The sequence below is a fragment of the Aquilutibacter rugosus genome (genome assembly GCF_036541335.1).
Lineage (GTDB): Bacteria > Pseudomonadota > Gammaproteobacteria > Xanthomonadales > Xanthomonadaceae > Aquilutibacter > Aquilutibacter rugosus.
In genome coordinates, this window is the sequence record NZ_JAZHBO010000001.1 from 96,631 (window position 1) to 122,059 (window position 25,429).

Consider the following 25,429-nt stretch of genomic DNA (forward strand, 5'->3'; position numbering starts at 1 on the left):
GCCACGGATTTCGACCTCAGATCTGAACGGTAGAACCCAATTCGACCAGTCGATTACCCGGAATACGGAAGAACGAAGTCGCCGGCGCCGCATTGCGATGCATGACCATGAACAGCTTATCGCGCCAGAACGACATGCCCTTATGGCGCGACGCCTCGATATTTTCACGGCTGGCGAAATACGTGGTGTCCATCGGATCGACACAAATGCTGCTGCAGTCGGCCAGACGCATCAGCGCCTGCGGCACATCGGGCGTTTCCATAAAGCCAAAGCGCAGCACCACACGATAGAAATCGTCGCCGATTTCATCGACCTTGGCGCGGGCGCGATTGTCCAGGAACGGTACGGTCAGCGTTTCGACGGTCAAAAAGATATTGCGGTCGTGCAGTACCTTGTTGTGCTTGAGGTTGTGCAGTAAAGCGTGCGGCACCACCCCACGTTGCGCTGTCATAAAGATGGCGGTTCCCGGCACTCGCGTCGGCGGCGACAGCATCAGGCCCGGCAGGAATACATCGAGCTGGATACCCTCTTTCTGGATCTCGGCCGACAGCAGTTCACGGCCGCGACGCCAAGTCCGCAGGAAGGTAAACACGGTGATACCAATTGCGACCGGCACCCAGGCACCGTCAAAGAACTTGACACCATTGGCAACCAGGAACGACACATCAACCACTAAGAACAATGCGCACAACGGCAGCACGATGTACTTAAGCTTGCCCCACGAAGCGCGCGCCACGATGGCCAGCAGCAGGGTATCAATCAGCATGGTGCCTGACACGGACACGCCGTAAGCCGAGGCCAGTCCGCTCGAACTGCGGAAGGTCAGCACCAGCATGATCACGGCGAACATCAGGATCCAGTTGATGGCCGGAATATAGATCTGGCCGATCGTGTCCTTGGACGTGTGCTGGATGCGCATGCGGGGCACGTAGCCCAGCTGCATGGCCTGACGCGCCACCGAGAACGCGCCGGTAATCACGGCCTGCGATGCGATCACCGTGGCACAGGTTGCCAGCGCAATCATCGGGAACAGCGCCCATTCGGGCACGGCCTTGTAGAAGGGGTTGTCGACCGCGGTGGGATCTTTGAGCAGCAAAGCGCCCTGCCCCATGTAGTTCATCACCAGGCACGGCAGCACAAAGTAGTACCAGGAATGGCGGATGGGCCTGGCACCGAAATGGCCCATATCGGCATACAGCGCCTCGCCACCGGTCACCGACAGCACCACGGCGCCGAGCACGAAAATCGCCTCAAAGAAGTGCTTGGCCGAGAACTTGAGGCCCCAGTACGGATTGAGCGCGTTCAATACATGCGGGTTGTCCATGATATTGATGACGCCGATCACGGCCAGCGCCAGGAACCACAGAATCATAATGGGCCCGAACACCTTGCCGACCTTTTCCGTACCGAAGCGCTGGGTAACAAACAGCGCCACGAGCAACAGCAAGGAACCCGGAACGATAAAGGATTCCAGCTGCGGTGCGGCGACCTTAAGGCCTTCGAACGCGGACAGCACGGAAATGGCCGGGGTGATCATGCTGTCGCCGAAAAACAGCGAGGCACCGAAGATACCGAGCAGACCGACGATATAGGCTGAGCGACCATCGCGCGGGAGTGATCGCTTGGCCAGTGTCATCAGGGCCATGATGCCGCCCTCGCCATCGTTGTCGGCGCGCATGATGATGGCGACGTACTTGATGGAGACCACGATCATCATGGACCAGAACACCATCGACAGCAGACCAAGCACGGTGTCGTGCGTGGGTTGCAGATGATAGTGCGGCGAGAACGCCTCTTTCAGGGTGTACAGCGGGCTGGTACCGATGTCGCCGAAGACGACGCCGATTGCGCCGACCATCAGGGCCATCAGACCGCCGTGGGCGTGGTGCGAATGGCCGGACGAAGCCGCCGGACTGGTATTGGATGATTTCATGGCGCGGATTGGATGGCCCGTGGGCCGAGTCGAATGTAATTACCGAAGTGCGAACTGTAACGCTTTTCGGATGATGGTGGCGACATCGTCGCCTTCGGCCGCGGCGGACTTGGCCATTTTGGCGGCCTCGGCAGGCTTGTAACCCAGCTGTTGCAAGGCTGTCACGGCATCGGCCATGGGGTCGCCGGGGGTGCCCGGTGCGCGCAGAATGGCGTCATCTCCGCCCGTCAATTGCGCCGTACGGTCGCGCAATTCCAGCACCATACGCTCGGCCGTTTTTTTACCAATTCCGGGTACGCGGGTCAGCGCCGTGACATCGCCGTGGTGGATCAGGGCCGCAAATTCCGCCGCACTGACGGAGCTGAGCAGGGCCAGCGCGATCTTCGCGCCGATACCACTGACCTTTTGCACCTCACGGAACATGCGCCGTTCATCGTCACGCAGGAAGCCGTACAGATTCACGGCATCCTCTTTTTGCGCGTAATGCGTGAACAGTGCCACCTGCTGACCGAGTTCGGGCAGATCGTAGATGGTGCTCATCGGCGCTTCGAGTTCGTATCCGACGCCGTGCACATCAACAATCAGCCATGGCGGTTGCTTGAGCACCAACGTGCCCGTGAGTCGTCCAATCATTGTTTACCTCTCCGCCAGTCCCGTTGCTGCACACCGGTAACTAGCTGCGAATATTGCATGTGGGCATGAGTCAGTGCGATGGCCAGTGCGTCGGCCGCGTCGGGTTGCAGGGGGCTCGGTCCCAGGCCCAGCAGCAGACGCACCATATGCTGCACCTGATCTTTATCGGCCGAGCCTTTACCGACCAGTGCCTGTTTCACTAAACGTGGTGCGTATTCGGCCATTGGCAGGCGTCGGCGCACCACCGTTGCCATCGCGGCACCGCGCGCATGCCCTAATTTAAGGGCCGAACTCACGGATTTGTTGAGAAACACCGTTTCGATGGCGACGCTTTCCGGCTGCCATTGTTCGATGACACGGTCGAGCTCATCGCACAGCTTGCCGAGCCGATCGGCAAACTCACCGGCACCGAGCAGATTGATGGTCTCGCAATGCACGAACCGCGACTGCCCATTGCGCTCCAGCTCGACGATGCCAATGCCGGTGCGTTGAGACCCCGGGTCAATTCCTAGAATGCGCATGCCGTGAGTGTAGCGCCTTGCAACCGGCGACGCCTGTGCGCCGCCGACGCATTAGGCGTACGCGGCCTCGTCGATCTCGGCGTTGTGATACACATCCTGCACGTCATCGAGATCTTCGAGCCAGTCAATGAGCTTGACGACTTGCGTCGCCATGTCGCCGATGACGGCAATGTCGTTGTCGGCACGCATGGTCAGTTCGGCGTTGTCAGGCGTAAAACCTGCCGCAATTAAGGCATCTTTGACGTCATTGAACTGCGAAGGCGCCGTTATCACTTCGATCGAACGGTCCTCGTCATCCACCTGGATATCATCGGCACCGGCTTCGATGGCGGCCTCGGTCAGGGCCTCCTCGTCGGCGGCACCGGGAGCAAAACTCAGCACGCCAAGCTCGTTGAACATGTAGGCGACCGAACCATCGGTACCCAGGTTGCCACCGAACTTACTAAACGCGTGGCGCACATCGGCCACGGTCCGCACACGATTGTCGGTCAGGCAGTCCACGATCACGGCGACACCGCCGGGGGCGTAACCCTCGTAGCGGATCTCTTCGTACTGGACGCCATCTAACGCACCGGTGGCCTTTTTGATGGCCGTCTCGATGGAGTCCTTTTTCATGTTGTTGCCGAGGGCTTTATCAATCGCCGTGCGCAGACGCGGATTGTTGGCAACGTCACCGCCGCCGGTACGCGCTGCGACACTGATTTCACGAATCAGCTTGGTAAAGATCTTGCCGCGCTTGGCGTCCTGTGCGCCCTTACGGTGTTGAATATTCGCCCATTTACTGTGGCCGGCCATACACGAGATTCCTAGTTGCTATCGCACCATTTTACTCGCTCAGGGCAGGCCCGATTCAGCGCGATGGCCGGTGCCGGCTCAGTACTCGACGCGCTCGCCTGCGTAGCCGATCAGCAGGTGGCGCAGCTGCAGGGCCGTCAATCCCGTCAGCCGTCGCTGTTCGCGATTGCGATTTGACGGATCCGTCGAAAAAGCGAAGGCCGTGGGCTGTGGCGCGGTCGCGGGATCGCCGAAGGCCGTTACGGCACGAAGCAGCTGCAGGCGGCGGGCTTCATCGAGCTGCTGCTGAAAGTGAGTGCCCTGCGCCTTTAGACGCCGCTTCATGGTCGCCACGCTAAATCCAAAATGGGCGGCGCAGAGGGGCAAATCCGCCGGCGGCGAGGTATCCAGCAAGGCGCGCAGACGACACAGAAAGGCGACGGCCGGCGGCGTTAGCAGATCCACATAGGCGTCGGCACGAATCAGGTTCGCCGGCGCGGAGAACGTCAGGTTCTCACCCAAGTGCGCATGGTACTGCTCCAAATAACGCGGCATTGCATGACGGAAATAGAACTGCAAGGCCGTACCCGCCGGCAACAAGGGACGCAAGCGCTCGCGCATCATCCCGGCGAAGGCCTCCGCCTGCCATGCGGGCAGATCACCGCCACGCTGCGAGCCGGTCAGTGCAATCCAGGTAGCGCCCGCCCCCTGCCACACCACCGGCGACCACAGCGGCGCATCGGCCATTTGTGCATGGCGCGCTCCAACCAGGAAGGCCATGTCCTCGCCGTGTTGAGCGTGCACGAGATTGGTCAGCAGGCGCTCAAACTGCACAGGCGACATCTGCCGCTGCGGATCGACCCAATCGCCCGCAAACAAGCCGGTGCCTGCGAGCAAGCTAAGCGGATCGTGACCGCGCATTGCCGCCATCTGCAGGAACGCAGACGGCAACCCCGATGCCGGGATGCAGGGCGTCTCCGCAAAAACAGTGGGTGCCTGCGCGCCGGTCACGGCCGAATGGTGGCAGCCGAGCGACGATGCATGGCGGCGATCGCATTGACGATGCTGGCGCTATCGTTGCCTGCAGGCACCATATGCACCGCCGTCCGAACCTGCAGGGACAAGCGCTCGCCTGCAGCGGTGTAACCCGGCGTGGCCTCGATGGCCTCGCGTAGCTCCGCTGCCAGGGCTTCGCCCATTGCCTGATCTGTAGCGGGCAACAGCACCGAGAATCGGTCGCCGGCATCGCGGCAGACCAGATCCGTCGGTCGCAGATTGAGGGCCAGCAGCTGGCCGACTCGATTGAGGACCCGGTCGCCTTCGTCGAAACCATGGCGCGCGTTGATGGCATGGAACCCCACCATGTCCACGGCGATGAGCGCACAGGGCGCACCGGCACGACGCTGCTGCGCCACGAGGTCCACTGCCTGCTCGCGGAAATACGCCGCACGGTGCATCGGCACCAGACCGTCCAACTGGAAGTGATCGCGGACACCCGACTCGCGCGTGCGCAGCAGATGATTCAGGGCCAACTGCTCGCGATGCCACAGGTAGATGCCCGCGGTAATCGTCAGCAGCCCGAGTAAGCTTGCAGAAGGCTCCAGCCAGTCTGTCCAGCCGGTAGTCGCTGGAAGCGTGACGAGCTCATCGAGCGCATCGGTCCACATACCGACAAACAGGGAGCCCAGGCCTACGCCGAGCAGCGTGGTGACGCGACCGCGCGGACGCGCCGCCAGAACCAGCAGATACCAGCACAGCACCAGTGCGGCGGAAGCGCCTTCGGCAAACAGATCATTGCGATGCAGGGCGGCGACGGGTTTTGGCGTACCGGTGAACCAGATCGCCGCGGTGATCGAGAGCGTGATGATCAGCAACAATACGAGGCTGCTGCGATGGGGTTTGAGATGCATTGACATGGAATCCTCCGGCTGCCATTTGAGCAAACGTGCATGACACCTAGGTGTCAAAGGGACCGAGAAACGCGGAGCTTTACGCGGTATTGCAGAAATTGCGATCAAGGTCGCAACGGTCAAATTGGCTCACGCAATGCGGCTCCAAGTCCGCAAAAGTCACGAAACCGCAATCCGAGAACTCGACGATGTCGCCTATGCCTGTACCGGCAACCGCCTTTAATCTGTCCTATTCGGAGTCCCACATGCGTTTGCGTTCCCTGCCCCGCCGATCCTTGCTTGCCGCTGCCCTGAGTAGCTGCATGGCACCCGTCGCTCTTGCACAAACCGCTGCACCTGCAACGCCAAACGAAGGCGATGTAACCGCCGTCGGCTACGTGATGGTCACGGGCCAAGTGGGTCAGTTGAATCGCGCTCTTCGTAAGCAGGAGGATTCCGACCGCACCGAAAGCGTCGCCCATGCCAACGACATCGGCCAGCTGCCCGATGAAAACGCCGCCGAAGCACTGCAACGCTTGAGCGGCGTCTCGGTCGAGCGCGATCAGGGTGAAGGCCGCTTTGTGACCGTGCGCGGTATGGCACCCGACATGAACGCTGTCACTATCAACGGTGCTACGCTGCCGGCACCCGAGAGCGGCCGTCGCGCCGTGGCGATGGACGTGCTGCCATCGGAGCTGATTGAGTCGCTGTCGGTGGTCAAGACGCTGACACCGGACATGGATGCGAACTCGTTGGGCGCCACGATCGAAGTGGAAACCCTGAGTGCCTTCGATCGTCGCAAGGCGCTGCGCACCGTATCGGTTGAGGCCAATCACAACGAACTTGTGGGCAAGACCAGCCCGAAAGTGTCGGGTGCCTTTACGCACCGTTTTGGTGGTCCCGCCGGCCAGGAACAGTTCGGTATTGCCGTGGCGGCTAGCTATCAGGACCGCAAGCTCGGCTCCGACAACGTCGAGAACGGCGGTGAGTGGGAATGGGACGACGGCGAACTCGAAGGCCTGAATGAATTCGAGCAACGCGATTACGTGATCACGCGCAAGCGTGCCGGTGTGGGCGTCAATCTGGATTTCCGTCCGAACGCCGGCGGCAAGTACTATGTGCGCACCGTGGCCACCAAGTTTGATGACCACGAAGATCGCGACTCCGCTAAGTACAAGTTCGACGATCCGATGATGCCCGGCGACACCGGCACCATTGAGGCCGAACGCGAACTCAAGAGCCGCGACCAGAATCAGAACCTGCGCAGCATCGTGCTGGGCGGCAGTCAGGAGCTGGGCGACTGGACCGTCAGCGGCCAGTTCGGCAGCAGCTACGCCGATGAAGAAACCACCGGTATCGCCGGCGGCGTGTTTGAAGGTGAAGACGACTACGACGGCTTTAGCTACACCGGCACCAAGGAACTGATTCCGCAGCGCCCGGCAGAGGTTGATGACTACCGTAATTTTGAGCTGGACGAAATCGAGTGGGAACACTCGCACCATAAAGACCGCATGCATACCGGCCGCCTGGACTTTGCCAAGCATTTTGATCTGGAAGGCGGCTCCAATATCCTGAAATTCGGCGCTAAATCAACTCGCCGCCACAAGATCAGCGATGTAGATGTGTGGGCCGTTGACGATCTGGGCAATCTGTCCACCAATCTGGCCGACTACATGACCACCAAGCCGATTGATTTCGGCATGGGCAGCTTCGGTCACCACATGGATGCCGGCAAACTGGTCGGCATTACCCAAGATCTGATCAGCGACGACAACTTTGATGACGAAGGCTCGACCATTGACGACTACATCGTGGATGAAGACATTGATGCCCTGTACGTCATGGACAAGTACGAGCGCGGCAACCTGCGCGTGATCGGCGGCGTGCGTCACGAACGCACCAAGCTGGGCCTGGAAGGCACCGGCATTGAAGACGGCGACTTTGTTCCCGTCTCGCTCCGCAAGTCGTATAGCCATACCCTGCCCAACCTGCAGGCCATCTATCGCCTAGCCGATCGCACCTTGCTGCGCGGTGGCTTCACGCAATCGGTGGTGCGCCCGACCTTTAGCCACATCTCGCCGAGCTACGAGGACGACGGCGAAGAAGCCAAGTTCGGCAACCCGGATCTCAAGCCGCTGCACGCCACCAATCTCGACTTCGGTATTGAACATTACGCGGGCGAAGTCGGCCTGCTGTCGGTACATGCCTTTTACAAGCGCATCAAGGATTTCTCGTACCGCACCGAACTGGCCGGCACGACGGGACGTTGGGAAGACTACGACTCCGCTGAGACCTATCGCAACGGTGATCGCGCCACGCTGTCTGGTATTGAGCTGGGCTTCTCGCGTCAGTTCGCCGGCAACTTCCTGATCAATGCCAACTACACCTACACCCACTCCGAAGCGGACATCGAGCGCGATGGTGTGACCGAGACCGTGCAGCTGCCGAATCAATCCGAGCAAGTCGGCAATCTGACCCTGGGCTGGGAAAACGACGCACTGAGCATTCGTCTGGCCGCCAACTACAAGTCGGGCTATCTCTACGAGATGCACGCCACCGATGCCACTCGGGATCTGTTCAATGATGCACAGACCTTTGTGGACCTTAGCGTGAAATACCGTATCAGCCCGGCGCTGCAACTGGCATTCCAGGCGAGTAATCTGACAGATGTGCCCTACTACACCTACCAGTTCCGCAAGCAATACAACGCCCAGTTCGAAGAATATGGCCGCACCTACAAACTTGGCCTGACCTGGACGTTCTAATGCGCAACTCTGTAAAGCTCTCAAGCGCCCTGCTCGGCACGGTCAAACTCTCGGCGCTCTCACTGGCGCTGATCACTGCAGGTGTCGCCGCGGCGGCGGCACCTGTGACCGTGCGCTATGACAAGGCCGCACAACAACTGGTCGCTGCCCAAGATGGCCGCGAGATCCGCATCCCCGCGACCGATACCCAACTCGAAGCCCATTGCCTCAACACCGACGCTGCCGGCAACCAGTCGGTCTTTCTGGTGGCCGAAGAAGGCCTCGGTGCCCAATGGTTTATCGCCGATGCAAAGGGACTGCTGACGCAACCTTTACTGGTTCGTCGCATGGCCCTGCCCCCGGCCGCCACACAATGTGCCGTGGATCAAGGCACTTTGTATGTGGACGAAGAGAACGTCGGCATCTGGGCCTATCCCGCTGACGCCGAGGCCGCGCTGGAACGTCGCCCGGTATTACTGCAGCAGCCGTGGGGCACCCTAACTGCCTTGGGCGCGTTCACCGCGCTCAATGGCCAACTGCTGCTGCACGCACCCGAGACCGAGACGCTGCGCATCTTTGCACCCGCCGACAGCGGTCCGTACCGCGAAATCGGCGCCCTGCAGGTGCCCGAGCTCGAAGGCCTGGATGTCGAAGGCCTGACGGTTACCGGCACGCGCTCGGACGGCATGCGCCTGGTACAGGTCGATGCCGACGAAGGTCGCTTTGAAATCGCCATCCCGTGGACGCCTGCGCCCGCCGCCGACACCGCAGTCGACGATGTGCCCGTGATTACGGTGACGCCATCGGTGCAGACCGAACCCGTCGCACGACTCGGCGACGCCGCCGATGACCCGGCGATCTGGGTGCATCCGACTCTGCCTTCGCACAGTCGCGTACTGGGTACCGATAAGCAAGGCGGTCTGCAGGTCTATGATCTCGAAGGCCGTCGCCTGCAGGATCTGCGTGTCGGTCGGCTCAACAACGTCGATGTGCGCGATGGCGTTACATGGCGCGGCCAACGTGTCGCCGTAGCGGCGGCCAGCAACCGCGATAACGAATCACTGCACCTGTTTACGATCGACGCCAAGGGCGTCGTTACCGAAGCCGGCGAAGTGCGCACCAAACAGCGTGACATCTACGGCCTGTGCATGGGTCGCGGTGCGCGTGGCGAGGTGTATGTCATTGCCAACCAGAAAGACGGTCAGTTCGTGCAGTACCAACTGCGTACTTCGGGCCGCACGCTGGACGCGGTACCCGTTCGCCGCTTTGCATTGAGCAGCCAGCCTGAAGGCTGCGCCGTCAACGATCGCACCGGTGATCTGTTTGTGGGCGAAGAGGCGACCGGCGTGTACCGTTTGCCGCTTGATCCCAAGTCCTCGGCGGCGCCGCAACCGGTTCTGAAAGTCGGACCGCATTTAAAGAAAGATGTCGAGGGCATGGCGATCTACCATGGCACCGACGGCGATCTGCTGGTGGTCTCCAGCCAGGGCAATGACCGCTATGTACTGCTCGATGCCAAGGCGCCGTATCGCGTCCGCGGCATCGTGCAAGTGGCTGCAGCCCCGCGCGAAGGCATTGATGGCGCCTCGGAAACGGACGGTCTCGATGTGACCTCGGCCAATCTGGGCGGCGAATACGCGCAAGGCGTGCTGGTGGTACAAGATGGCCGCAAGCGCATGCCCGAAACACCGCAGAACTTTAAGTACGTGCCCTGGTCACGGATTAGCGAAGCACTGAAGAACAACCTGGCAAAGTAAGTCGAACCTACGGCGCTACGCGTTTGAAGATATATTCCCGGTCGCGGGCTTCCCCGACCGGGAATATGTACTCACCGGCATGCTCAAAACCGTAGCGCGAATAAAAACGCTGAGCGCCGTCGTTATCCGAATACACACCCAGCCACAGCGTGCGCGGACCGTCTTTCAGCAGACGCGTCAGAATGAAATCCATAAACTGCGCACCGAGCCCCTGCCCCGTGCGCGTCGGATCGACATAAAAACGCTTGATCTCACCGTCCGCGGGAACGATGTCGGCATGCGGCAGCGAGGCCTTGCCGAGCAGTGCAAAGCCGAGATTGTCGTGAGTTACGGCATCGCACAGCAGCCACGTCTCCGAGTCGGCATCACGCAAAGTCCGCTCGACCGCATCGATACTATAGGCCAAATGCAGATACGTCTGCAGATCCTGCATGTTGTACAGGTGGCCAAACTTGGCCACAAACGTTTCGATGGCCAGGCGTGCGACCGCCTCGGCATCAACAGGCATCGCGCGACGCGCGTACAAAGCATCGGTCAGCCTTTGAACTTGCGGCGAGGTCATGGCGTGGCTCGCCTTAGCCTGCGACTTCGGACTTGCGCGGGCGCACCATCACGTGGACTTCGGCCAGTTGCGCATCGGCAATCGGCGACGGTGCATCGGTCATCAGACATTGCGCACCGGTGGTCTTGGGGAAGGCAATCACGTCGCGGATGGATTCCGTGCCGGCCATCAGCGCGGCAATGCGATCGATACCGAAGGCCACGCCACCATGCGGCGGCGCGCCGTACTTGAGTGCATCGAGCAGGAAGCCGAACTTGGCCTGCGCTTCTTCGGCACCGATGCCCAGCAGTTCAAACACGGCCGACTGCATGGCGCTGGAGTGGATACGGATCGAACCGCCACCAATCTCGTTACCATTGAGCACCATGTCGTAGCCGCGCGACACGGCGGTGGCCGCATTGGCCCTGAGATCGGCAATGTCATCGACCGCCGGCGCCGTAAACGGATGGTGGAGTGCGACGTATCGGCCGGCTTCGTCATCGTATTCGAACATCGGGAAATCGGTGACCCACAAGGGCTTCCAGTCCCCTTCGCGCATCAGGCCCAGATCCTTACCGAGCTTGAGACGCACCGCGCCCATGAAATCGCTGGCGGTCTTGGCGTTACCGGCACCGAACAGAATCAGGTCGCCGTCCTTGGCGCCGGCACGTTCGACTATGGCCAGCAAGGTGGCATCGTCAAAGAACTTGGCGATCGGCGAGTTGATGCCTTCGCGACCGTTGGCCAGCGTCTCGACCTTCATCCAGGCCAGACCCTTGGCACCGTACTTGGCGGCGTGCGCGGCGAGCTCATCGATCTGCTTACGCGAATGCGAAGCGGCACCCGGCGCGGTCAGTGCGATCACACGGCCATCGGCGGCGTTGGCCACATCGGCAAAGACCTTGAAATCACAGGTTTTCACTAAATCGACGATGTCGGCAAAGGCCATATCAAAACGCAGATCGGGTTTGTCGGAGCCGTACAGACGCATCGCCTCGGCGTAAGTCATGCGCGGGAACGGGTTGGCCAGCTCGACGCCTTTAACCTCGCGGAAGACGTGACGAATCATGTCTTCGGTCAGGTTCTGCACATCGGCCTCGTTGACCCACGCGAACTCCATGTCGAGTTGCGTGAATTCCAACTGGCGATCGGCACGCAGGGCTTCGTCGCGGAAGCAGCGGGCGATCTGATAGTAACGGTCAAAACCGGCCATCATCAGGATTTGCTTGAACAGCTGCGGCGACTGCGGCAGAGCGTAGAACTCACCTGCGTGCATGCGCGCCGGCACCAAAAAGTCACGCGCACCTTCGGGCGTGGCCTTGGTCAGAATCGGCGTTTCAATGTCCTGGAAATTGCGCTCATCGAGATAACGACGCAGAGCGGCGACCAGCTTGGTGCGCGTGCGCATCATCTGCTGCATCTGCGGACGACGCAGATCGAGATAACGGTATTTCAGGCGCGTTTCTTCGCCGGGATTTTCGTGCGCGTGGAACGGCAGTGGCTCGGCCTTGTTCAACACTTCGATGCGCTTGGCCAGAATCTCGACTTGGCCGGTACGGATTTTGTCGTTCACCGCATGACGAGCACGCACCACACCGGTGATGCGCACGCAATCCTCGTAACCCAGTTGCGAAGCGGCAGCAATCACGGCGGCATTGTCGGCGTTATCGGCATCGGGCTCGGCGACGACCTGGACAATGCCCTCGTGGTCGCGCAGATCCACAAAGCAAACACCGCCCAAATCGCGGGCCACATCAACCCAACCGCACAGCGTGACAGTTTGGTCGATCAGAGAGGAATCAATTAGCCCGCAAAAATGGGTACGCATACGTTGAACTACTTTTTAGTGAATCAGGTGGAAGACGAGGTCGGCTTACCCGGCGCAGCCGGCGCCGGAGAGGCTGCAGGCGCGGACGCGGACGTGCTGCCGCCGGGGTTATCGCCGGCGAGATTGCGCTTTTTGTCAGTGGCCGATTTGAAATCGGTTTCGTACCAACCGCCGCCGGCGAGCCGGAACTGCGGAGCGGTCAGTTGCCGATGCACGGCCGACTGACCGCACTCCGGACACACATCGGGATCCGGGTCGGACATTTTTTGCAGACGGTCAAAACTGTGACCGCAGGCATCACAGAGAAAGGCATAGATTGGCATAACCCCCTATTTTAGCGCCTAAGGGGCAATTCGGGGAACGTGTGGCCTTGGAACCCCGAAGATGACTACGTCATCGGGAGGGGCTAGAGCGTCATGCTCCGCCTTCGAGCGGATCAAAGTTCGGCATTTGCCGCTTCAGGAACTCATCAAACAGCGGGACAGTAAAGGCGGTATCCCCGTGCGAGGGACTGTAAATCATGCCTTTCCGAATCAGGCTGCTGCGGATGGGCGCCACCGCATTGACCGACTTACCAAGGACTTTGGAAATGCCACCCGACCGATGAGAACCTGCTCCCAGTTCCGCCATTGCACGCACGTACTTTCGTTCGGCGGGAGTCAAGCGGTCCATTCGCACCCGGAAGAAGCTTCTATCCAACTCAGCAATTGCTCTGTCCGTCGCACAATTGTCTACATCTTCCGCTCGAATGGGCGAGCTATCCGCACAGTCCCATGCATGCTTGCCCCACTCCTGCAGAAAGTAGGGGTAGCCTCTGGTTTTCCTGAAGATGCTTTCAAGCGCGGCTGGCTCGTACGAGGCATTTTCCTTCTCCGCAGGCTCAAGCAGCGCTGCCCTTGCCTCCTCTTCGGACAATGCATCCAGCGGAACGAATTCGAATAGCCGTTCGGCATACGACTTTGCATTTCCCATCTGCCCTGCAAGCTGCGGCAAACCGGCGCCAATCAACGTGATTGGCAACTGCAACTGAGAACAGCGATGCAGCGCCGTGATGAGGGCTGCCAGTTCGTTTTCTTCTACATACTGCAATTCGTCAATAAAGAGGACTACTGCTGTATCACGGTCCTTTGCAGCCTCGCCGACCGCGCGCAGTAGCGCAGTGAGATCCGCGTCCAGATCTCCGGTATCCGCTAAACCGGGCTCAATACCGAGATCCAAGCCAACTTCGACGTCGGCATATTTAACTTTCATCGCTTGAATAAAGCTGCCCAGGCCCCGGAGCGCCTTCTTGGCGAGCTCACCACCGGCCGCAAGGCGATCCAGCTTGAGGATTGCGGTTCTCAACGCCGGTGCAAGCAATGCCGGCAGCGATTTCCGTTCCGGCGCTTCCAGTATCAATGTCGTGATGCCCTTCACTTCGGCGTCCTGATTGAGACGATTCAGCAAAACGGTCTTTCCGACGCCGCGCAATCCTACGATCAACAGACTACGGGCAGATCGTCCGGCTCGTATGCGGTCCAATGCAATAGAGGCCTTTTCGATGACGTCCTCACGGCCCGCCAATTCCGGAGGCGGGGTACCAGCGCCGGGGGCATATGGATTTTGTCTCGGATCCATGGAAATACACCAAAGTTAACTCATGTTACTTAAAGTTATCATTTTTCGATAACTTTGGATAACTTTAGTGTATTTCACTCGTAGAGGTCTAACAGGGCCTCTTCGGCACGGGCCAGACGTTCCGCCAGTTCAGCCCGCTCTCCCGCCAGCGTCTCCGCCCGACGATGATCCCGACTGAACAGCTCCGGATCCGACAGGTCCAGATCCACCGTCTTGAGCTGCGATTCCAGCTCGGCGACCTTGGCCTCGGCCTCGGCCAGCTTGACCGGATTGGTCTTGCGCTTTGGCGCCGCAGGCGCCGCCGGTGCAGGCGCTGGCGCCTCGACAGCCGCCGGAGCCTCTGCCGAAGCCGACGTTTTGGCACCCGCAAACCCCTGCTTCTGCTCGGTCTGATCGCGCGTCCGTAGCCATACGGCGTAATCGTCGAGATCGCCATCGAACGGTTGGGCCACGCCATCGGCCACACGCCAGAATGAATCGGACACCAGACCGATCAAGTGACGATCGTGCGAGACGAGCACAATGGCGCCATCGAAATCGCTCAGCGCCTCGGCCAGAGCCTCACGCATCTCGAGATCCAAGTGGTTGGTCGGTTCGTCGAGCAGCAGGACGTTGGGTTGCTGGAACGCAATCATCGCCAGGGCCAACCGTGCGCGTTCGCCGCCGCTAAAGCCATCGACCGTTTCGAAGGCACGATTGCCCGGGAAATTCCACTTGCCCAGAAAATCCCGCAGCACCTGCGTCGAGACGTTCGGTGCGAGTTCGGAGAGATGATCGATCGGCGTCGAGCCCTCGTGCAGCGACTCCACCGTGTGCTGCGCAAAGTAACCGATGCGCAGATCCGGATGACCGCCCCACTCGCCCGTCAGCAGCGGAATTTCCTTGGTCAGCGATTTCACCAGCGTCGATTTACCGGCACCGTTGGGTCCCAGCAGCGCGACGCGATCGCCGGCCTCGAGCACGAACCGCACGTTATCCAGTACGACGTGGTCGCCGTAGCCGCAGTTCGCATCGGTCAGACGCAGCAATGCATGCGGCAACTTGTTCGGCGCGGGAAACTCAATACGGAACGAACGCTCAACGCGCACGGCCTCGGTTCCGGCCAGTTTTTCAAGGCGTTTCATGCGGCTTTGGGCCTGCTTCGCCTTCGAGGCCTTGGCCTTGAACCGATCAATAAACTTTTGCAGATGCTCGCGCTCGACCTGTTCTTTGTCGTGCGCAATCTGCTGCAGTCGCAGATGTTCGGCACGCTGACGCTCAAACGCCGTGTAGTTGCCGGTGTAGAGCTTGAGCTTGCCGTCGTGCAGATGCACGGTATGAGTGCTGACCCCATCGAGAAATTCGCGATCGTGCGAAATCATCAGCAAGGTGCCCGGATATTTGAGCAACCACTGTTCGAGCCACAGGACCGCATCCAAGTCCAAGTGGTTGGTGGGTTCGTCGAGCAGCAGCAAGTCCGAAGGCATCATCAGCGCCTTGGCCAAGTTCAGCCGCACACGCCAACCGCCGGAAAACGCCTTGACCGCGCGATCATGCGTTTCGGGCGCAAAGCCCAGACCGTGCAGCAGTTTGGCAGCGCGCGCGGGCGCATCGTAGCCTTTCAGCGCTTCGAGTTGCAGATGCGCATCGGCCACGGCCTCCCAATCCTCGCGCTCGACCGCCTCGCGTTCGGCCACAATCACGCGATGCACCTCGTCATCGCCCGAGAGCACAAACTCCAGCGCCGAGTCATCCAGGGCCGGCGTCTCCTGCGCCACCGAGGCAATGCGAAGCTTGCTGGGCACATCAATATCGCCCTGATCGGGCTCGACATCGCCCTGTAGCGCAGCAAACAGCGAACTCTTGCCCGCACCATTGCGCCCAATCACGCCAATGCGCCAACCGGCATGCATCGTCAGGTCGACGTTGGACAACAAAAGCCGCTCACCGCGGCGCAGAGCAAAGTTTCGAAAGGCAATCATGCGGTAATGGTAAATGGTAAATGGAAAATGGGAGTTGGAAACTGGTAAAAAGCTCCGGCGCTGAGAGTCTATGGGAAGAGGCACCATTTACCGCTTGGTGGGAAATGGGAAATGGGAAATGGGAGTTGGAAATTGGTGAGGAGCGTCTCGGCCCTCAAGGACTAAGGGCGCGGAACCATTTGCCAGTTTCCATTTCCCATTTCCCAGTCAGCGCGCAGCGCCTGGCGCACGGTACCTCCTGCGGAGGACCGTCAAGATTCTGCCGATGCGGTCGATTTGTTCGAGGAGTCGGTCAAAGTCCGCGGGCGGGATCCATTGCAAACGTGTTGCCAATTCCAGCTGAGTATGGAGTTCGGCCAGGGAGCCTTGCGCAATGGCGAGGAACTGCGCCTTCTCTTTCGGGTGTTCGCGGGTCCAGCCCTCGGCGATGTTGGACGGGACCGACACTGCAGCGCGGGTGATCTGCAATCGAAGACCGAACCGCTCGCGAAACGGCAGGTAGTCCGCCGTGTGCAGGACATCGGCCGTCATGTCCATGGCCAGCTGCCACACCTCCGAGGTCCTGTAGTGCATTGACCACCCCAAAGCAACAGAGCCTAGCGGGCAGTCTTCGGTCCGACCATCAGCGCCGGCCGCAGTGGCTGGTAAGGAGCCACCGCGCCGTAACTGGTGAATGGGAAATGGAGACTGGGAAATGGAAAATGGGAGTTGGAAACTGGTGAGAAGTTCTAGGCGCCGGAGCCTATACCGTGTGAGCACCCGCTACCACTTTCCATTTCCCACTCACCATTTACCGCTCCACTGGCTGTTACTCTAAAAGGATGCCCCATCACACCTCATTGATTCTGATTCTGACGGCTGGCTTTGTGCTCGCTTTTGTTTTTGGCGCGCTGGCTAATCGGCTCAGGTTATCGCCGCTGGTTGGCTACGTGCTCGCCGGCGTAATCGTCGGTCCGTTCACTCCCGGCTTCGTCGGCGATGCATCGTTGGCCCCGCAATTGGCCGAAATCGGCGTGATCCTGCTGATGTTCGGTGTCGGTCTGCACTTCTCGATTGAGGACCTGTTGGCGGTCCGCAAGACGGCTCTGCCCAGCGCTTTGCTGCAGATCCCGTTGTTCACTGCGATCGGTTGGGCGGTCGCGGTCTGGCTGTTCGGATGGAGCCACGGCGCCGGCCTGGTCTATGGTCTGGCCTTGTCGGTCGCTTCCACGGTCGTGCTGTTGCGGGCGCTAGAAACGCGCGGGCTGGTGGATACGGACAAGGGTCGGGTCGCCATCGGTTTGCTCATTGTCGAAGACCTGGTCATGGTCCTGGCTTTGGTCCTGTTGCCGGCCATCGCGGGCTTTTTCACGGGCGCTCAGGCCGCCACGCCGGTCGAGTTGGCCAAGACGATCGGCATCACGCTGCTGAAAGTCAGCGCGTTCGTAGCGTTGATGTTGACGGTCGGTCAGCGGTTGATTCCGTGGATTCTGCGGCGCACGGTCGAGACCGGTTCGCGCGAGCTGGTCACGCTGTGCGTGCTGGCAATCGCGATGGGCGTCGCATTCGGTTCCGCCAGCATGTTCGGGGTGTCGTTCGCGCTGGGCGCTTTCTTTGCCGGCACGATCCTCAACCGCTCGGAGTTCTCTCACGAGGCCGCCGACCAGACGCTCCCGCTCCGCGATGCATTCGCCGTGCTGTTCTTCGTCTCGGTCGGCATGCTGTTCGATCCGCGCATCCTGCTCGAACGCCCGCTCGAAGTCTTCATCACCTTCCTGATCATTGTCGGCATCAAGTCGTTTTTCGGCTTCCACATCGTCAATCGCATCACGCGAAGCCGCGGCACCGGTTGGCTGGTCTCGAGCACGCTATCGCAGATCGGCGAGTTCTCGTTCATCCTAGCCTCGCTCGGGCTGTCGCTGAAAATGCTGCCCAAAGACGGCCACGATCTGATCCTCGCCGGCGCGATTCTGTCGATCATCGCCAACCCGTTCATGATGACCATCTACGATCGCTGGGCCGCCAAGCAGTCCCTCGGCGTCGTCCCCGCCGATGGCGATGCCTCCTTCCCACTCCTTCCCGCCCCATCTACCCCTCTCGAAGGCCACACTCTGGTCATCGGCTTTGGCCGCGTCGGACAGGAAATCGCCCGCGCGCTCGCGCCCCGCGGTGTCTCGATGGCCATCGCCGACGTCGAGGAGACCCACATCGCCCGCGCTCGCTCCCTCGACCTGCCCGCGATCCTCGGCAACGCCGTGAACCCCCGCGTCCTCGAGGCCATGAACCCCTCTTCGGCCATCGCGGCCATCGTCGCCCTTCCCGCCGCCCTCGAAACCGCCGAGATCATCGAAACGCTCCGCTCGCTCAACCCCGGTCTCAGCATCGTCGCCCGCGCCCACAGCGAGTCCGCGCTCAAGCACTATCTCTCCCACGGCGCCGACGCCGCCGTCCTGGCCGAGCGCGAACTGGGCCAAAGCCTCGCCGAAATGGTCCTCGCCCTCCCGATCTACCGCGGCGACCGTCGCCTCACGCCCCACTAAGGCCCCGCCTGCCGGCCGGCCTAGTGCGGCCCGCCGGTCGGGCGGCCTAGTGCGGCCTGTCGGCACATACATGTCCACTTTCGCGATGTCCAAATGGGGGTGTTTGGATGCGCACTTTCTATGCCCCAAGGCTAATTTCTCGCCAGTGCGGGCACAAGATGTGCGCATTTAGTGCGCGACGTAGTCGTCGGCAAAAGCAGTGCTTGAACAATGCATGCACTACTGCAGTGCGGATGAAGTGCGTAAATAGGGCCGCCCGAGGTGGCGAAGGCCAATTGCGTGGAACTCCCAGGCGTCAATGACGCGTGCTGGAGACGCCAGAGTTTGACGTGAGCGCGGCCGGCGGCACTTACAAAGAGCTCGCGCACGCTTATTGCACTTTCTGAGCCCCGAGTGGATAAAAAGTAGTTACAGGGCATAAAAAGTGCGCGGACGGACAATACCGATTTCCACACAAAAAAACTGGGGCAATGCGACGCGGCAAAAGGTGGCAACGCTGGGTGACGGGCAAAAAAAGAGGCGGGCCGCCGCGCGGCCCTGGGGGCCGGTTGGTGGTCCGCCTCTTCCCCTCTTTGAGGTTGATGGCGCGGCGCGCGGCGCCCGGGGGGGGCGCCGGGGGGCGCCCAGGGGCTACTTGGCGTAGCGGAGCGAGAGGAGCCAGGTGCGGCCGGGTTGCGGGTACCAGGCGGCGGTTTCGTAGGCGCGGTCAAAGACGTTTTCGACGGAGCCGGTCAACTGCCAGGACGGGGTGACCGCGAGCGTGGCGCGGATGTCGGTGCGACCGTAGCCGGCCAGACGGACCGTGTTGGCGAGGTCGTCGAAGCGGTGGCTGGAGCCCATTTGCGTGAGACCCAGGCGCAGCGAGTCGTGCAGCGGCCAGTCAAAGTCGAGGCGAGCGGTCCGTTGGGCACGGCGCGGCAGGAGATTGCCGTCGAAGGTGCCGCCTTCCTGACGGGGAGAGAGGGCTGTGACGTTGCCGTTGATTGCGACGGAGGCGACGCGGACGCGGAACTGGGCCTCGAGACCGGAGAGGACGGCCTTGTCGATGTTGTTGGGCGCGCCGAACGGGAGGATCGAGGCGTCGTGCGCGATGAGGTCCGAGACCCGATTGCGGAACGCGTGGACGGACCACGAGAGCATCGGGATGCTGTAGTTCAGGCCGATTTCGAGATTGCGGGCCGTTTCGGGACGCAACAACGGATTTCCGTAGTACGGATAGTACAGCTCGTTGAACGACGGCGCCTTAAACGCTGTGCCGCCCGAGAACGTCAGACGATAGCCCGAGGCCAAGCGCACGCCGTAGAGCACCGAACCCGTGGTCTTGCCGCCGAATTGCGAGTTGTCGTCGCGGCGGACGTTCAACTGCAGAACGTGCGCATCGCTGAAGCGCGAGGCCCACTGCGCGTAGACCGCCCGATTGTAGCGCTGCTGTACCGCGTAGCCCGTGTCGCCGCCGATGCGGTCGCGAAGGCCATCCCATCCGAGGACCAGATCGTTGCTGCCACCGAGCGCAACATCGGCCTGCAGACCGCCGCTCAAGCGACGCGACGAGACCGTGCCGACGTAGCTGCCGTTGACGGAGTCGACACTCTCATCGAAGCTCTCGCCGACGTTGGCGCGCAGACGCAGAGCACGCGTGGCCTGCCACTCGGTCGAGAAACCCGCGACCTGCTGCTTGATCTCGGAGTGATTAGCAAAGCTGCCGTCGTAGTCGTTGCTGCCTTCGATATGGAGAGCGGTGACTTGCGAACGCAGCGAAGGCGTCCACGCATACGACGCCGAACCGCTGATCGAACGGTTCTCGTAACCGTCGCGATCGGGCTCGTCGGTGAAGCAACCTTGGAACAACGTGCCACTGCCGCGGCAGGTGTTGTAGCCGGTGGTTTCTTCGTGGGCGGCGGTCAGGGCGTACTGGCCCTTGTCGTTGCCGCCGCGGATGCCCGCGCTCAGGCCCACCAGGTTGTTGGACCCGGCCTTGACGGTCAGCGACGGGCGCACGCCGTTCTCGCCCTTGCGGGTAAAGATCTGCACGACGCCACCGATCGCATCGGAACCGTACAGACTCGAGTACGGACCGCGCACGATTTCAATGCGATCAATCTGATCGAGCGGAAGATCCTGGAATGCCTCTTTGCCGGCAGTGGCGGAGCCGACGCGCACGCCATCGATCAGGAACAGCACGTGATCGGATTCGGAGCCGCGCAAAAACAGCGAACTCTCTTTACCGATGCCGCCAAGACGCGTCGTTTGCATGCCGGTCTGCGACTGCAGCAAGTCGCCGAGCGATGACGGTTGCAGACGTTCAATGTCCTCACGCGTGATGATCGTGTTGGCAACCAGGCGCGGGTTCTGGCCCTCGAGTGCGCGCGTGCCGGTGACCAGCACGCGATCGAGATTGAGGACGGTGGTGTCGTCGGCGGCTGCCATTTGGTCGCCGCCGTGGGCGTGCGCGGTCAGCGGCAGGGCGGCCAACAGCGCCAGCGCCAGCAGGGTGATTCGAGGGGTCATGGGTGCTCCTTGTGCGTCCGCCTTCCCGCGGACTGTGATTCGGTGAATGCGGGAGCCGTGACGAAGGCGACACGGGCCGTGGTTGGCCGTGCGCACCCGCATCACCGCCCGCCGCGGTTAGGGTTACGCTTTGGCCGGTCTCCGGGCTCACACGTGTGCCTTGCGGCGCGCCGGTCCGGGTCTTCCCACGCCGCGAGGGGCGCAGTGACATGAATTGCGGATCCGACTTCCGTGTTTACCGTTGCGGGGGCAGCTTTGGCATTGCGAGTTCGTCGGCCGTTAGCGGCCGTTCGCGCACCAAATTCCCGTTTCAATCGATGCCGCAGCGCGTCATCAATCACCAAAGGTGCGGACATTATAAGGGGTGCGGGCTCCATGACGCGCGGGGCGACCTAATACAGGTCCCGCGTAAAATATTCGCAAAAATCTTGACAAGATTTCGTTTCCTCGCTATTGGTCAAAAGGGAACCCCCGTTTCCGCGGCGGCCGGCCAAGAAGGCCGCTGAAAGCAAACAAATCACCGAGGAGAGCGCGACCGTGAACCGTAACCGACTGTTTATGGCTCTGGTGCTGGCCCTTCCTGCAGCGACAGCAATGACTGCAGCGGCCCAGACCACCAGCCCCACCCCACCCGCGGCAGCCTCGACCAAGGTTGGCCAAGTGATCGTCACCGGCACCCGGGTGGCCAACCGCACCGTGGCGGAATCCACCGCACCGATCGACGTGCTGACGCCGGCGATGCTGGAAGCGACCGGCACCACCGAGCTGGCCACGGCGCTTTCGCGCGCCTTGCCCTCGCTGAACTTTCCGCGGCCGGCCATCACCGACGGCACCGACGCCGTGCGCCCCGCGCAACTGCGCGGACTGGCACCCGACCAGGTGCTGGTGCTGATCAACGGCAAGCGCATGCACACCACCGCCATGCTGAACCTCAACGGCTCGCAAGGCCGCGGCAGTTCGCCGGCCGACATGAACACCATTCCGATCGCCGCCATTGAGCGCGTCGAAGTGCTGCGCGACGGCGCCTCGGCGCAGTACGGCTCCGACGCCATTGCCGGCGTGATCAACATCGTGCTGAAAGGCTCCGCCAAGACCGGCGGCATGGCCGTACGCGCGGGTCAGTACAAGGAAGGCGATGGCACGACTTGGCAAGTGACCGCTGACGAAGGCATGGGTTTTGCCGATGGCGCCGGCGCATTGCACCTGTCGGCGCAGGTGGTGCGTGCCGACCAGACCGACCGCGCCCGCGCGTTTGTCGGACCGGCCACGCCGACCTCGGCACCGACCGACCGCGTGGTGCAGCGTTTCGGCGATCCGGAAATCCGCCAGCATGCGCTGGGCTACAACGGCAAGATCACGATCAGCGAGAACATGACCGGCTATTCGTTTGGCACCTTCTCGTACCGCAATGCGCTGTCCAACGGCTTCTTCCGTCCGGCCGGCGACACGCGCAACATCCCCGCCATCTACCCGAACGGCTTTCTGCCGCAGATCCGCAATCGCGCCAAGGACCAGACCCTGGTGTTCGGCCTGCGCGGCAAGGTCTTCGACAACACGCGTTACGACCTGAGCTACAACCACGGCCATTCGTTCATCAGCTTTGGCGTCGAAAATACGCTGAACCGCTCGCTGGGCCCGACCTCGCCGACGCAGTTTTACGCCGGTGATCTCGACCTCACCCAAGCCGTGTGGAATCTCGACCTCAGCACGGAATTCGCGCCGGCCTCCTTCGCGCCGATTTCGGTGGCCTATGGCCTCGAGTATCGCACCGAGACCTTTGCGCAAGGTGCCGGTGACCGCGCGTCGTGGATCAACGGCGGCGTCCTGCTGCCGAACGGCTCGCCGGCTCCGGGCGGTGCGCAGGTGTACCCGGGCTACCGCCCCTCGGATGCCGGTCAGTTTGACCGCCATTCGCATTCGGCCTATATCGATCTCGAAACCAATCCGGTCGAGGCCCTCACGGTCGGCGTGGCGGGTCGCTGGGAAAAGTACAGCGATTTCGGTTCGACCAGTTCGCACAAGGTGGCCTTGCGCTATGAGTTCTCGCCGGCGTTCGCCTTGCGCGGCACGTACTCGACGGGCTTCCGCGCGCCCTCGCTGCAGCAGCAGTATTTCCAATCGACCTCGACCAACTTCATCTCGGTGCCGGGCGTCGGCACGGTACCGTTCGATATCCGCACCTTCCGCGTCAACGATCCGGCCGCGATCGCCTTGGGCGCCGAACCCTTGCGCCCGGAAGAGTCCACCAACGTCTCGCTGGGCGCGGTGCTGCAACCGGCCAACAATCTGTACGTGACGGTCGATGCGTATCGCATTCAAGTCAAGGACCGCGTGGTGCTGTCGGAGAATCTGACCTCCACCGCGGTGCGAAACTTCCTCAACAGCAGTGGCTTCCCGGACATTGGTGGCGGCCGTTACTTTACCAACGCCATCGACACCACCACGCAGGGCGTTGACGTGGTCGGTACCTACAAGATGACGCTCGGTGCCGGCGCGGTGGATTGGACCCTGGGCTACAACCGCAACAAGACCGAGATCGACCGCATCGCGCCGAACCCGGCCTCGTTGATGGCGATTGATCCGACGGCGCTGCGCTTTGGCCGCACGGAAACCGGCCGTCTGGTGGTCGGCTCCCCGCGCGACAAGATCTCGGCCAACGCGATCTACCGCATCGGCGCCTGGACCTTGAACGCGGCGGCCTCGCGCTACGGCGAGTTCACCGTGCGCGGCGCCACGCCCGCCCTGGACCAGACCTTTTCGCCTAAGTGGGTCGGCGATCTCAGCCTGGGCTACAAGCTCGGCACCTGGGACCTGTCGGTCGGCGCGGACAACATCCTGGACGAGTACCCGGACGAAGTGATCTTCGCCAACTCGACCGGCGGCCAGCTGCCCTACTCGGGCTCCTCGCCGTTCGGCTTTAACGGCGCGTTCTACTGGGCCCGCGTGGCCAAAACTTGGTAAATTGACGGAGCGGGGCCATAGCTCAGCCGGGAGAGCGCGTCGTTCGCAATGACGAGGTCGGGAGTTCGATCCTCCCTGGCTCCACCACTCCAACGCAACCCGCAGGTTTCACGACCTGCGGGTTTTTCGTTTTCGCTTACCGGCGCGGCGCGGTTGTCCCGGAAATGCAACACTGCAACCCTGCGGCGGTGTTGGCATTGCAAAGTTGCGGGCGTAGAGTGGGTTCATTGGCGCGAACGGCCCGCGAACGCGGGTGGCCGCGGCGGCTCTGGGCCGCTGTGGGAGCGCACCACGCAAAAGGAGATTTATCGTGAGCAACAAGCGCATCATTGACGTGACAAAGGCCCCGGGCCGCCATTGGGTGGGCGATGGGTTTCCGGTGCATGGCATGTTTGGCTACAACGGCGAGGGCGTGGCGGAACGCAGTCCCTTCCTGATGCTGGATTACGCGGCGCCGATGGAGTTCACGCCGAACGTCGGGTATCGGCGCGGGGTTGGACAGCATCCGCACCGTGGGTTCGAGACCGTGACCATCGTGTATGCGGGTGAGGTCGAGCACAAGGACAACAAGGGCGGCGGCGGCGTGATAGGCCCCGGCGATGTGCAGTGGATGACCGCCGGCGGCGGCATCCTGCACGAGGAATACCATTCGGAAGGCTTCAGCAAAAGCGGTGGCCCGTTCGAGATGGTGCAGCTGTGGGTCAATCTTCCTGCGAAGGACAAAATGGCGCCGGCCGCGTATCAGCCCTTGCTGGATAAGGACATTCCGGCCATTGCACTGCCGGGGGGCCGCGGCACGGTCCGGGTCATTGCGGGCGAGTTCGCGGTGGACGCCGAAGTCGGCAAGGGACCGGGCACTACCTTTACGCCGATGAACGTGCTGGATATCCGGCTCAAGGGCGGGCAGTCGTACGACTTTGCGCAGCCCGAGGGTTGGACGACCTTGGTGTTGGTGCTGGACGGCACGGTGCAGGTGAACGGCGACACGGTGTTGCGCGCGGCCGAAATGGCCACGCTGAGCACGGATGGCACGGGCTTGCACATTGAGGCCAACGGCGACGCCAAGATCCTGATCCTGGCGGGCGAGCCCATCGACGAGCCGGTAGTCGGTTACGGTCCGTTCGTGATGAACTCGCAGGCGGAGATCATCAGGGCCGTTAATGATTTCAATAGCGGAAAGTTCTGAAACGGAGCATCTAGACTCTAGACTCTAGCAAAGCGCGGCGAGCTGTCAGTTCGCGGC

At 61.6% G+C, this 25,429-nt stretch carries 18 protein-coding genes, 1 tRNA gene and 1 riboswitch; of the genes, 6 read left to right on the top strand and 13 right to left on the bottom strand.

Going from position 1 to position 25,429, the window contains the following annotated elements; all coding sequences use genetic code 11:
- Positions 1-16: 16 nt before the first annotated feature.
- The 6 genes from V3390_RS00520 to V3390_RS00545 form a co-directional block, all read right to left on the bottom strand.
- Entirely contained in the window at positions 17-1,933 is a 1,917-nt protein-coding gene (locus V3390_RS00520) for a potassium transporter Kup (RefSeq protein WP_425492966.1), read from the bottom strand.
- Positions 1,934-1,972: 39 nt separating this feature from the next.
- Positions 1,973-2,566, bottom strand: coding sequence for a Holliday junction branch migration protein RuvA (gene ruvA / locus V3390_RS00525; RefSeq protein WP_331689593.1), 594 nt, complete (start codon positions 2,564-2,566; stop codon positions 1,973-1,975).
- Positions 2,563-3,087 carry a crossover junction endodeoxyribonuclease RuvC gene (gene ruvC / locus V3390_RS00530; protein ID WP_331689594.1) on the bottom strand — a complete coding sequence of 175 codons (525 nt, stop codon included), beginning with the start codon at positions 3,085-3,087 and terminating at the stop codon, positions 2,563-2,565. Before ruvC ends, ruvA begins: the two co-directional genes overlap by 4 nt.
- 51 nt (positions 3,088-3,138) lie before the next feature.
- On the bottom strand, positions 3,139-3,882 hold the full coding sequence (locus tag V3390_RS00535) for a YebC/PmpR family DNA-binding transcriptional regulator (protein ID WP_331689595.1): 744 nt from the start codon (positions 3,880-3,882) through the stop codon (positions 3,139-3,141).
- A gap of 78 nt (positions 3,883-3,960) precedes the next feature.
- Positions 3,961-4,872 carry a hypothetical protein gene (locus tag V3390_RS00540; RefSeq protein ID WP_331702895.1) on the bottom strand — a complete coding sequence of 304 codons (912 nt, stop codon included), beginning with the start codon at positions 4,870-4,872 and terminating at the stop codon, positions 3,961-3,963.
- Positions 4,869-5,777, bottom strand: coding sequence for a GGDEF domain-containing protein (locus tag V3390_RS00545; protein WP_331689597.1), 909 nt, complete (start codon positions 5,775-5,777; stop codon positions 4,869-4,871). The genes V3390_RS00540 and V3390_RS00545 overlap by 4 nt, the downstream gene beginning before the upstream one ends.
- 239 nt (positions 5,778-6,016) lie before the next feature.
- On the opposite strand from V3390_RS00545, the gene V3390_RS00550 reads away from it, so the two are divergent.
- Together V3390_RS00550 and V3390_RS00555 are read left to right on the top strand one after the other, a co-directional pair.
- Entirely contained in the window at positions 6,017-8,515 is a 2,499-nt protein-coding gene (locus V3390_RS00550) for a TonB-dependent receptor (protein ID WP_331702896.1), read from the top strand.
- Positions 8,515-10,251 (top strand): phytase, encoded by a 1,737-nt coding sequence (locus V3390_RS00555; RefSeq protein ID WP_331702897.1) that lies wholly within the window; start codon positions 8,515-8,517, stop codon positions 10,249-10,251. The genes V3390_RS00550 and V3390_RS00555 overlap by 1 nt, the downstream gene beginning before the upstream one ends.
- A 7-nt stretch (positions 10,252-10,258) precedes the next feature.
- Here V3390_RS00555 and V3390_RS00560 read toward each other — a convergent pair whose 3' ends face one another.
- The 6 genes from V3390_RS00560 to V3390_RS00585 all read right to left on the bottom strand — a co-directional run bounded on the left by V3390_RS00560 (position 10,259) and on the right by V3390_RS00585 (position 16,771).
- Entirely contained in the window at positions 10,259-10,813 is a 555-nt protein-coding gene (locus V3390_RS00560) for a GNAT family N-acetyltransferase (RefSeq protein ID WP_331702899.1), read from the bottom strand.
- A gap of 13 nt (positions 10,814-10,826) precedes the next feature.
- On the bottom strand, positions 10,827-12,620 hold the full coding sequence (gene aspS, locus V3390_RS00565) for an aspartate--tRNA ligase (RefSeq protein ID WP_331702900.1): 1,794 nt from the start codon (positions 12,618-12,620) through the stop codon (positions 10,827-10,829).
- 23 nt (positions 12,621-12,643) lie between these two features.
- Positions 12,644-12,943 (bottom strand): FmdB family zinc ribbon protein, encoded by a 300-nt coding sequence (locus V3390_RS00570; protein WP_331689602.1) that lies wholly within the window; start codon positions 12,941-12,943, stop codon positions 12,644-12,646.
- A 91-nt stretch (positions 12,944-13,034) separates the two neighbouring features.
- The gene (locus tag V3390_RS00575) at positions 13,035-14,237 is read right to left on the bottom strand and encodes an ATP-binding protein (protein WP_331702901.1); all 1,203 of its coding nucleotides are present in this window, start codon (positions 14,235-14,237) and stop codon (positions 13,035-13,037) included.
- Positions 14,238-14,311: 74 nt separating this feature from the next.
- Positions 14,312-16,198, bottom strand: coding sequence for an ABC-F family ATP-binding cassette domain-containing protein (locus V3390_RS00580; RefSeq protein WP_331702902.1), 1,887 nt, complete (start codon positions 16,196-16,198; stop codon positions 14,312-14,314).
- Positions 16,199-16,405: 207 nt separating this feature from the next.
- The gene (locus V3390_RS00585; protein ID WP_331689605.1) at positions 16,406-16,771 is read right to left on the bottom strand and encodes a four helix bundle protein; all 366 of its coding nucleotides are present in this window, start codon (positions 16,769-16,771) and stop codon (positions 16,406-16,408) included.
- A 248-nt stretch (positions 16,772-17,019) separates the two neighbouring features.
- Here V3390_RS00585 and V3390_RS00590 point away from each other — a divergent pair, with 248 nt between their 5' ends.
- The gene (locus tag V3390_RS00590) at positions 17,020-18,717 is read left to right on the top strand and encodes a cation:proton antiporter domain-containing protein (RefSeq protein WP_331689606.1); all 1,698 of its coding nucleotides are present in this window, start codon (positions 17,020-17,022) and stop codon (positions 18,715-18,717) included.
- A 630-nt stretch (positions 18,718-19,347) separates the two neighbouring features.
- Here the strand turns inward: V3390_RS00590 and V3390_RS00595 are convergent.
- The gene (locus tag V3390_RS00595; protein ID WP_331702904.1) at positions 19,348-21,225 is read right to left on the bottom strand and encodes a TonB-dependent receptor domain-containing protein; all 1,878 of its coding nucleotides are present in this window, start codon (positions 21,223-21,225) and stop codon (positions 19,348-19,350) included.
- Positions 21,226-21,340: 115 nt separating this feature from the next.
- Positions 21,341-21,585: riboswitch (cobalamin riboswitch) on the bottom strand.
- Between the two features lie 198 nt (positions 21,586-21,783).
- Between V3390_RS00595 and V3390_RS00600 the strand changes: the two genes are divergently transcribed.
- From V3390_RS00600 to V3390_RS00610, 3 genes are all read left to right on the top strand, one after another.
- Complete coding sequence (locus V3390_RS00600; protein WP_331703616.1) at positions 21,784-24,186, top strand: TonB-dependent receptor plug domain-containing protein; 2,403 nt, start codon at positions 21,784-21,786, stop codon at positions 24,184-24,186.
- 11 nt (positions 24,187-24,197) lie between these two features.
- A tRNA-Ala gene (locus V3390_RS00605) sits at positions 24,198-24,273 on the top strand.
- Between the two features lie 223 nt (positions 24,274-24,496).
- Positions 24,497-25,372, top strand: a complete 876-nt coding sequence (locus tag V3390_RS00610; protein ID WP_331702905.1) for a pirin family protein — start codon at positions 24,497-24,499, stop codon at positions 25,370-25,372.
- Positions 25,373-25,429 lie beyond the last annotated feature (57 nt).

Coding starts and splice junctions, on each gene's coding strand:
- V3390_RS00520 (WP_425492966.1), bottom strand. CDS start 1,933: ATGAAATCATCCAATACCAGTCCGGCGGCTTCGTCCGGCCATTCGCAC.
- ruvA (WP_331689593.1), bottom strand. CDS start 2,566: ATGATTGGACGACTCACGGGCACGTTGGTGCTCAAGCAACCGCCATGG.
- ruvC (WP_331689594.1), bottom strand. CDS start 3,087: ATGCGCATTCTAGGAATTGACCCGGGGTCTCAACGCACCGGCATTGGC.
- V3390_RS00535 (WP_331689595.1), bottom strand. CDS start 3,882: ATGGCCGGCCACAGTAAATGGGCGAATATTCAACACCGTAAGGGCGCA.
- V3390_RS00545 (WP_331689597.1), bottom strand. CDS start 5,777: ATGTCAATGCATCTCAAACCCCATCGCAGCAGCCTCGTATTGTTGCTG.
- V3390_RS00550 (WP_331702896.1), top strand. CDS start 6,017: ATGCGTTTGCGTTCCCTGCCCCGCCGATCCTTGCTTGCCGCTGCCCTG.
- V3390_RS00555 (WP_331702897.1), top strand. CDS start 8,515: ATGCGCAACTCTGTAAAGCTCTCAAGCGCCCTGCTCGGCACGGTCAAA.
- V3390_RS00560 (WP_331702899.1), bottom strand. CDS start 10,813: ATGACCTCGCCGCAAGTTCAAAGGCTGACCGATGCTTTGTACGCGCGT.
- aspS (WP_331702900.1), bottom strand. CDS start 12,620: ATGCGTACCCATTTTTGCGGGCTAATTGATTCCTCTCTGATCGACCAA.
- V3390_RS00570 (WP_331689602.1), bottom strand. CDS start 12,943: ATGCCAATCTATGCCTTTCTCTGTGATGCCTGCGGTCACAGTTTTGAC.
- V3390_RS00575 (WP_331702901.1), bottom strand. CDS start 14,237: ATGGATCCGAGACAAAATCCATATGCCCCCGGCGCTGGTACCCCGCCT.
- V3390_RS00580 (WP_331702902.1), bottom strand. CDS start 16,198: ATGATTGCCTTTCGAAACTTTGCTCTGCGCCGCGGTGAGCGGCTTTTG.
- V3390_RS00585 (WP_331689605.1), bottom strand. CDS start 16,771: ATGCACTACAGGACCTCGGAGGTGTGGCAGCTGGCCATGGACATGACG.
- V3390_RS00590 (WP_331689606.1), top strand. CDS start 17,020: ATGCCCCATCACACCTCATTGATTCTGATTCTGACGGCTGGCTTTGTG.
- V3390_RS00595 (WP_331702904.1), bottom strand. CDS start 21,225: ATGACCCCTCGAATCACCCTGCTGGCGCTGGCGCTGTTGGCCGCCCTG.
- V3390_RS00600 (WP_331703616.1), top strand. CDS start 21,784: ATGGCTCTGGTGCTGGCCCTTCCTGCAGCGACAGCAATGACTGCAGCG.